The organism is Salinivirga sp., assembly GCF_035268865.1.
Classification (GTDB): Bacteria; Bacteroidota; Bacteroidia; order Bacteroidales; family Salinivirgaceae; genus Salinivirga.
Genome location: NZ_DATFKB010000023.1, coordinates 1 through 8596, shown reverse-complemented (window position 1 = coordinate 8596; position 8596 = coordinate 1). Strand labels below are relative to the sequence as shown.

Here is an 8596-nt window from a genome sequence, read left to right as displayed (position 1 = left end):
CTTCCCGGTTTCAGGGTTTGGCGACAGAAAAACCTGATGTAACTCCGATGCAGGAATATTGTGTTGTAAATCCACCCAGTTCTCCTGATCTTCCTCTACAAGCAAACCACTTTGATTGATACATCGAGGTGGTATTCTGTTATAGGGTAGTTGGGATTCGGTAGCATCAGTCAAAAAAGGTGTATCACCTTTGATTAAAATAATCACATAATTAAAAAATTTGGTGAAAGGGTAATTTGCGTTAATTTTCCCATGGTTTCGCGTACTCAGAATCACAGGTTCAGCATCAATTCCGGCTCTTCTCATAAGAGCAATCACAAATAAATTTATTTCTGCAGCATTGCCCACTCTTGTTTTGTAAAAATCTCTAGCAGATTTTATAGCATACTTATCATAATCGCCATTCCATTTGAAACTGTTTTTAGCATAATTGACTATTTTTCTGGCTTTAAGCATGGAATTATCAGTAGCAATCTGTAATTCGTCTTCAAGTATCTTTTTTGCAAAGCGTTTAGCTTTTTTCAGATATTTACCAAAATGATCAGCATCCAGAAGATCATTATTCAATTCAGGCCAGGTAGAAATAATCTCTTCTGTGCTACCTTGCGGACGATGGAGTTTTGCAAGCTGAAAGTCGAGCTTCATTATATAGTCATCAATAGAGCTGATATAAGCTTCATCTTTAAATGCAGGTACATCTTTCATTACATATTTATGCACGTATTCTTTAAATTCAACGCCACTGCCTACATTTTTACCGTAAACTTTATTTACATCGCCCCATTGCCTTACTCTGTTGTCGACGTAGGACTCCTGGTGGTCAAACTCTTTGATGCCCTGTGCCAAAAAAACATATTCGTAAAAAGGTATCATCCTCACCTCATAACTACTGTAAATTGTGGGAATTCTATGTTGGAATGTCCAGTCAGGCAAATTAAAATGAAAAGGCGTTTCCAGTACATATTCGTACTCGATAATAGATCCTGCTTTTACCTGTGGCAGTACAAACTTTTTGCTACGCCATTTTTCATTAATACGCTCAACATAAACGGTTGACGGGTCAAGTTCCTGTTTAATAATACGCCCATTTTCGAAGTTATAAGTTACGGCCTTTATGGAGACCACCTTTTCTGTGGCATCATATCCATCTTCATAAAATGGTATTGAAACCTCGGCATAGTCAAGCTCTGAGTTATCGAATATTTTTATTCTCTTGTGTCTTGTAAACCTGATATCATAAGCGCCCCTGTAGTCAAAGAAAATAGATTTTCCTTTATCAAATAAGACTACAGCTCCGGCTTCAGGATCTTCCGGATAGGATTCCATATCAATCTCTTTTTGCGAGATTACGCCAAATTTCTGATCTTCAAGCTGACCGGATACATATCCGGGAACAAGCAAAAGCAATGCAATTACAATGTACTTCATTCTTTAGGGTTTAAAACAATTACTGACTGTTTTCGATATTCGAAAATTGATTCTATAAATTCGTAAAAATCTTTATACTTCGCTTTTGGGAAACGGCCCGGATACATTTGAAAGCGCTGTGTAACCGTGATTGTACTATCTCGTTCTTCATATCGATGCCGGTAAATGCCATAGACTGACTGAATAATTGTGTCCTGGGGTACATTTACATTGAATCGATCGTGAAAAGGCATGTTATAAACAGCCGAATCAAAAATATTTACAGGCATAGCAATTTTCAGATCATGCGTTCTTTTAGAGGGCACTTCAAGTTCCGGTATATCCATTTCCAGGGGTTTCAGAACCAGCATTTGTCCAATCTCCCTAAATTGATTTTTGACAATCCCATTCATACTTACGGTAATCTCTTTAGCATCACGATTAACCTTTTTAAAGCTCCAATTTTTCAATGTAAAATGGCCAACTTTAGAGATACGGTTCAAAAAATCCTTTTGATCTGATTCACTGGCCTGTCTTTTATAATAATTAACAGCTTCAAATGCATCACCCCTGAGTTTTTGGTCGATGCTTACTTTTCCAGCCCCATCTTTTTTTATGGTGAATCTGTAATTACGCTGTTCGATTACATCCCCCAGGTTCAATGCCCGTGTTTTTACAAGTTTGCTTTGGTCACCATTTACCACAAGAGCTTTACGATTCTGGGTAAAACTACCGAGGTAATTAAATGGTGCAGTGCCTGAAGTATTTTCAAGCCAAATGGTATCTTGCTCCATCGGCACACACAAAATCACATGATTAAACTGCTGCGAGGGCAAATTCTCATTTATTGAAGCCGTATTCTCACCAGCACGAATTTTTGTATAGAAAGATTCAATACCGGCATATTTCAACAATGCCTTCATATAGGTAGTTAAGGCCTTGCAGTCGCCATATTTATTGTCGCACACATAAGAAGCCGGGTATGACTTTAGACCGCCAAAATCAATTGAAACATTAATATAATGGGTATTATCCTGCATATAATGATACAAAGTTCTGGCAATCTCGCGGTTGCTATCAATACCTTTGATTAATTTATCTACTTTTTCTTTCTCACTGGTCGTTAGCAGGTCTGTGCCGGCATTTAAATTTGATTGCCATATACCGAAAGTTTGCCAGTTCTCTGACGAACCTTCTACACCATACTCAAATTTTTGTGGAACTATAATAACCCTGGGAATAAGCTCTGCCAGTGGAGGTGCAAGAGCTTCATCTTCGGGCGTTTCATAACTTCCAAGATTCCATTCCAGAACTTTCCGTCCTTTTTCATCACTATTCTTAAAGCTGAACGCATCAGCGTATTCTGATTGAAAATCAAAGTCTTTGCGGATATCAACCGTTAAAGTACTGCTTTTAACCTTGAGGTCAGCCTTAATATAGGGTGTCCAATTTGCTATAAAAACAAAATCTTTTTCAATAATGCGATAAGCGTATTTGATCAGATGCGGATAGGTACTCCAATGCAGATCGAACTCTTCAATTAAATCATCCTGATAAAATGTGCTATAAGTGCGACGATTTCTGGTCTTTACATCACGTTTTCTTACTTTTTTAACCTTGTCGCCATTTGCGTCCATGACATAAGCCTCCAGAAGTTTAAATCTATCTTTGGCGTCGTGATAAATTGCAATATCGGATAAATGTGCACTTTCTTTTTGGTTGATTTGAATCAGATAGGTGGTCTCTGTAACCTTCTTATTATTGTCGATGGTAATCGAAGTTGAATAATCAAGTACCTGTGCCAGGCCCATATTTATTTGCAGACTCAAGGTAAAGATAAAAAACAGCAGAAAAGCTCTCATAGATGTTGGTATAAAACTATTGCATTAAAAAAAAATGCAGTAATCTATATTTTAAAATTATAGATACTGCACTTTAATGTTACAAAAGTATAAGTTTTTATCGTAACAACAAATGTGTTTTATTCAGCAACCACTAATCTTTTTATTTCGTTATGGCGCAAAGTGGCACAGCGCATGAAATATACGCCGGGTTCTAAGGCTGAAATATTTAATATAGTTCTCGAAGCATTAAAGTTATCCTGTAAAAGCAGTTTTCCATTTAGATCAAAAATTTGAACCTGCATTGAGCCATCTATTGCGTTTGAAGCAGAAATAGTGACTTTTTCTGTGGCCGGGTTGGGATAAATGGAAAAATGTTCTGATCCCTTTGCTAAGTCTAACATTCCGACACCGGCTCCGCTTTTGATATAAAAAATGGCGGTACCTTTAGATGCTACCCCGGCTGTCCCGGGTTGCCATGAATCAAAGCCTCCATTTGCATTTATTGTGAGACTGTCGAGGGTGGTGCCAGATATTAATTCGGTTACAGCATAATTACCTGCTGCAAGAGACGACATAGCCAAGGACATGGTTGGCTGTACACCTGTCGCTCCATAGTTCGAAACTACAACTACGGCTTCACCCTCACCAATCCGGGCATAGGTAAGCAAATTATTATTATCATTGTCAACCTGTAAAAGATAACCTCTTTGTAGCGGTGTATGCTCATTGCGGATGTGGATCAATTTTTTGTAGTATTCCAGCAATGAATTTGCATCTGTTTCCATATCTGCCACATTGTGTGTCGTATAATTGTCACCCAGTGCCAGCCAGGGTGAAACTGTGGAGAAGCCTGCATTGGCATTAGCTGACCACTGCATAGGCCGGCGGAAATTCTCATCAGATCCTGTACCTGTCATACCAACTTCCTCACCATAATAAATAAATGGAATGCCAGGCATTGTAAGATATGTTGAGGCTGCAAGTTTCATATCTGCAGTATTTTCATTAAGCATACTGTACACCCGGTCCATATCGTGATTTGTAAGGAATGTGGCATACTGCAATCGGGCATAACTATTTTGCACATTTTGAAATGTTGTTTGTAGAGCTCCCGGATTGGCTGATTGCACGCTATTGATAATTGATCCGGCCAAATCGAACTCGAAACACACATCTAATCGATCGTTTGAAACATAAGGAACAATACTTTCTGTATTGGACCATACCTCTCCCACTGTAAAAGCTTCGGGATTCACACCTTTATACATATCGTTAAAATCTTCCAGAAGCTGAAATGTTTCCGGGGTGTTTTCAAGAATATTTCCATCTTCGTCAAGGTATTTGATGGCATCGAGTCTGAAACCATCCACACCCTTGTTGAGCCAGTATTCTGCCACATTGAACATTTCGGTTTTTACGGGTTCATGGTTGTAGTTTAAGTCCGGCATACCAGACCAGAAAAGGCCATAATAGTAACTTCCATTCATGTAATGCCATACATCCTGGCCCCATGGGCCATTAAAACCCGGATCGGTGTCGGACCAGACGAACCAGTCACGGTAATTATTTTCGTTGTTGGCTGATTGTGTAAACCAGGGGTGTTGACTGGAACAATGATTCAGTACCAGATCGAGAATAATTTTAATTCCCCGTGCATGCGCTTCAGCCACCAATTCTTCAAAATCGGCCATGGTGCCATAATCGGGTTCTGTAGCGTAATAATCAGTGGCATCATAACCATGATAAGATGGTGATTCCATCATGGGCATGAGCCAAATTCCAGTGATTCCCAAATCGTCGGTTGTGGACGGGTCACCATCGTTTAAATAGTCAAGCTGGTCAATAATACCCTGGAAATCGCCAATACCATCGCCATCGCTGTCTTTGAAACTACGCACAAAAATTTCATAAAATACGGCATCGTTCCACCAGTGTGTTTCATAATCAGGAATGGAATTTTCAATGGTGCAAGAATTAAAAGTATAGGTTGGTTCCGGCATTCCTCCAACTTCAGCATTCAACTCCCGCACACGATTTCCACTGCCATCATCAACAGTACAATCTGTTGGTGGGTTTTCAGCTCCAGCCGTGTTGTTTCCATTTACATACACATATTGATAATTGCCAGGCGGCATTTGAACTTCAGCCTCATAAACATTGTCGCTGTTCAAGTCCTGCATTGCAATAGCTGCCGGACCCCAATTGTCGGAAAAACCTGCAGCTTCCTGAAAATTGCCCATTACATGTACCCCATTTGCAGAAACGTTTTCCTGGTTCATGTTCACTGAAAATTGAACAAATGCATTGCATGAATCGAACATTACAACAGGTAACACACGATTCTGATCGGGTAAAACAACCTGACGGTTCATATTGCCACCACCATCATCAATGGCGCAATCTGAGGAGGGCGATTCGGCTGTTTCTCCCCAGTCATCCCCATTGATAAATTTATATAAATAAGTACCTGCAGGTAATGATACTGTTACTTCATAAATTTCATCATTGTCAGCATCTGTAAGTTCAGTTGCAGCGGGATCCCAATTTGAGGCATACCCGGCCTGCTGTTGAAAATCACCGGCAACGTGTACCCCATCAGGTGAAAGAGTTTGCTGGCTCATATCAACGCGAAATGTTAGATTATAATTTTGGGCAAAACCCTTAAAACTTATAAAAACAAAAATGCTTATTAGCGTAATGGAAAGTAAGATTACCCGATTGGTTTGCATATGTTTAGTTTAAAAAATTTACGTAATTTAAGACCCTTTGAGTATACTAAAATTGAACCAAAAAGTTTCGCCTTTCCGCTTCACCCTGTTTTAATAGCTAACAAGTAATCACGTACCTGTCTGTCTGATGACAACCCCATTTTACGACGCATACGCGATTTGGCCTTTCTAACAGACTCAGGCTGCACATGCAAAATATTAGCAATATCTTTATAGCTCAAATTTAATTTTAGATATGCACATAACTTTAATTCATTTTGAGTCAAATCAGGATTTTGTTCCTGCAAAACCTCAAAAAAATGTGGATGAATTTTCTCAAAATGTAGCAAATGATTATCAAGTTCTTCATGTTCCACAGATAGCTCCAGAGATTTCATAATGTCGATTAGCTTTTTATCATCTTTTCTATTGTCTATTTTTAACTTTGACAAATCATCTTTCAATTGCAGAAGAAACTTATCGGCTGATGATTTTTGTAGCATTGCAGAAAACAGCTCCCGTTCTTTAGCCTCTACTATTTCAGTAGTTTTCTCATCGACAAGACGTTGTAGGTTTTTATTCTGAAACTCTAACTGTTTGTTGAGATTTACATTTTGCTGGTAGGTTTTTGATAACTTAACTCCGAAAGCATAAGATTCAAAAACAATGAAAACCACCAGTCCGTAATGTAAAATATATTCAGTACTAATCTGTCGATTAAAAATTAAAGCTTCCAGCACCACAGTTATCAAAAATAATATCATCCCCAAGGCTATTAAGCGCTTTTCCTTATCCGCTTTCCTAAAGGCCCTTAGGGCCAAATAAAAAATATAAGTCATACTCCCCAGTACGACTATTTGAATATAATGCATACCTACTGACACATGGTAAATGGGAAAAATAAAGGTAAACACTAAAAATATTAGCATAAATCCACGATAAATATTGAAAACTTTCCGCGCCATGAATTTTGGAAATACTGAACGAAAAACAAAAAACACCATCAAAGATGATGCGAGTGCAGCGGCAATGGTAGTTTTCAAATAAAAATGGACATGTGTATTTATCCATTCATCCATTATACCTGCATGTCCAAGTAACAGTTGTCGCAAAAAAATAAAGAAGACCAATAAACTAAAATACAAAAGACTCTTTTCAGAGGGCACAAATATGAATAGGCCCAGATAATACAGAAAAGTAGTCAGTAAAAAACCGAGCACCAGGGTATCGATCACCTGCACATCATTCCTTTTTTGCACTATTTTGTCTTCGGTTCCTATTAGGAATGCCTGCCGGAAACCACCATATTTCTCATCATAATTTGCCGTTTGAAGCACAAATTCATTGGAACCTTTTCGCGGTGTAAAATATGCAATTGAATTTACCTTAACAGATTTTGTCGAAGCATAATTACGTCCCACGCTGCCAGATTTTGCGACGAGTTCACCATTAATCCATAATTTGAATGAATTGCAATAATCATCAATCAATATAGCCAGGGGTTGCAATGAATCAAAAAAAAGGTTTGTACGAAATGTAGAATAACCCTTACCCTGCAATTCCTTTTCATTGACTATATTGCCGTTCCATGGATCAGGAAAAAATAGTGTGTCAGCTTCTTCAATATTTAATCGATGGAAATCGTTTGGTGTATAAAGTTTTTTCCAGTAAAACTCCATAGGACCTTCAAGCGAAACCACTTCTCTCTTATCCATATCCACAAAAAGTCCATTACTGTATGATTCAGTATTTTTATCTTTGTTATTAAAAATAAAGAAAGATGCCAGTACAACTAATAAAAAAGTAATTACAGCAATAGAGGATTCAAATTTTTCCCGAAAGCCACCCATAACATTATGCAAAATCTGATTTTAATCTTATTCAAATATAGAATATATCAGGGAAAAAACAGAGAAGTAATAGCATTAAGAAAGATGATTAACGATAATCTCATAAAAAAGGCCGCCCAAATAATGTATGGACGGCCCCTTTGTATAGCGATTTGAGACTTAGCGCCTGATTAGCTTCTGTATAGAAACCTTACCTTCGCGATCTGTTATTTTTAACAAATAAATACCCGGCTCAGTACCTTCGGTATTTATCTCATTTATCGGTCCGTTTGCTATATGAATCAATTCGCCGGTTATAGTCAGAAGCTCAACTTTAGTAATACTCGTCGCATTTTCTATGTAAATAATCTGATCGAATGGATTCGGATAAATTTTCAGTGAAATATCAGCATTTTCATCAATCGAATTTCCACTTTCGAAAACAGCAGTTAACACCACATCACTGGGTGGCATGGTATATTCGTACGTTGCATCTTCACTGATTAAATTATCATCCTCATCGGTCCATTTTATGAAGTCGTAATCCCCGGCAGGAGTGGCTGTGATGGAAGCGGCATCGCCCACGTTGTATGTTCCGTCGCCTGTTACTGTTCCGCCTTCGACTGGCGTGGCGTTCAGTGTGAGTGTGTAATCAATAGCAGCAAAGTTTGCAGTAAGTGTTACATCCCCCGCGGGCATGGTTACCGTGGCACTGGCGGCTGTGGCATCGTCAATATGATCCGTATCGCCTGTCCAGTTTACAAATTCGTAACCAGCTGCGGGTGTGGCTGTGATGGAAGCGGCATCG

5 protein-coding genes are annotated in these 8596 nt (G+C 38.6%); all 5 read right to left on the bottom strand.

Annotated features, from left to right (window positions below):
• Positions 1 to 1428, bottom strand: a 1428-nt coding sequence (locus VJ937_RS01495) for a DUF3857 and transglutaminase domain-containing protein (protein WP_324065149.1), incomplete at its 3' end; no start/stop codon positions are given.
• Positions 1425 to 3269 carry a hypothetical protein gene (locus VJ937_RS01490; protein ID WP_324065148.1) on the bottom strand — a complete coding sequence of 615 codons (1845 nt, stop codon included), beginning with the start codon at positions 3267 to 3269 and terminating at the stop codon, positions 1425 to 1427. The genes VJ937_RS01490 and VJ937_RS01495, both read right to left, overlap by 4 nt.
• Before the next feature lie 119 nt (positions 3270 to 3388).
• Positions 3389 to 5980 carry an alpha-amylase family glycosyl hydrolase gene (locus tag VJ937_RS01485; RefSeq protein ID WP_324065147.1) on the bottom strand — a complete coding sequence of 864 codons (2592 nt, stop codon included), beginning with the start codon at positions 5978 to 5980 and terminating at the stop codon, positions 3389 to 3391.
• Between the two features lie 80 nt (positions 5981 to 6060).
• Entirely contained in the window at positions 6061 to 7821 is a 1761-nt protein-coding gene (locus tag VJ937_RS01480; RefSeq protein ID WP_324065146.1) for a 7TM diverse intracellular signaling domain-containing protein, read from the bottom strand.
• A 147-nt stretch (positions 7822 to 7968) separates the two neighbouring features.
• Positions 7969 to 8596: InlB B-repeat-containing protein (locus VJ937_RS01475; RefSeq protein WP_324065145.1), on the bottom strand; the 628-nt coding region annotated here is incomplete at its 5' end.

Bases quoted from the DNA above. Each gene is read 5' to 3' on its own strand.
- VJ937_RS01490 (WP_324065148.1), bottom strand. From the start codon at position 3,269: ATGAGAGCTTTTCTGCTGTTTTTTATCTTTACCTTGAGTCTGCAAATA.
- VJ937_RS01485 (WP_324065147.1), bottom strand. From the start codon at position 5,980: ATGCAAACCAATCGGGTAATCTTACTTTCCATTACGCTAATAAGCATT.